This is a genomic window from Pseudomonas sp. MD195_PC81_125, from assembly GCF_014060985.1.
GTDB lineage: Bacteria > Pseudomonadota > Gammaproteobacteria > Pseudomonadales > Pseudomonadaceae > Aquipseudomonas > Aquipseudomonas parakoreensis.
The window spans coordinates 1-523 of record NZ_JABULD010000792.1 but is presented as its reverse complement, the minus strand read 5'-3'; the positions used below and the strand labels follow the sequence as shown (position 1 = coordinate 523).

Here is a 523-nt window from a genome sequence, read left to right as displayed (position 1 = left end):
AATCTGGCTGTCGCAGCGGATTCCGAACTACCGGAACCTGATGAACAGTTACTCGGCGTTGACCGCGCAGCAAAAGTGACTGCAGCGTTGTGAATGTGAAAGCCTGCCCTGAAAAGCAGGCTTTTGTTTTTCGGTTTCAGTCTGCTGCAGGCGTGTCGAATCACTCAAACGTAATGAAAATTCGCAGGGAAAAGGGACGCTTCAAAACAGACACTCACTCAATGGGCTGCGCTCTATAAGTTTTATAGAGCCGCTGAACCTCAGGATCATCCAGGCTTTCATAGGTGATGCCCTCTTTATCCAGACCATCCAGTCCTTTTATGCCGCCAATCATTTCAGGCCACTCTTCACGGCTGGAGATGTCAATGATGAAAGGTGTCAGGTAACGATCCAGATGACCTTGGAAAGGATCTCGAATCTCGTCACTGAGGGCTCGCAGATATTCATCTTTGCTTGTCATTGCCCAGTTGATGGCGAATTTGGTCCGAAAGCACAGCTCCATGTATACGAGCAGGATCGTGCG

1 pseudogene is annotated in these 523 nt (G+C 49.3%); it reads right to left on the bottom strand.

Going from position 1 to position 523, the window contains the following annotated elements:
* Window positions 1-214 precede the first annotated feature (214 nt).
* Window positions 215-523: pseudogene (locus tag HT737_RS29315) on the bottom strand (cell filamentation protein Fic); the annotation flags it as partial.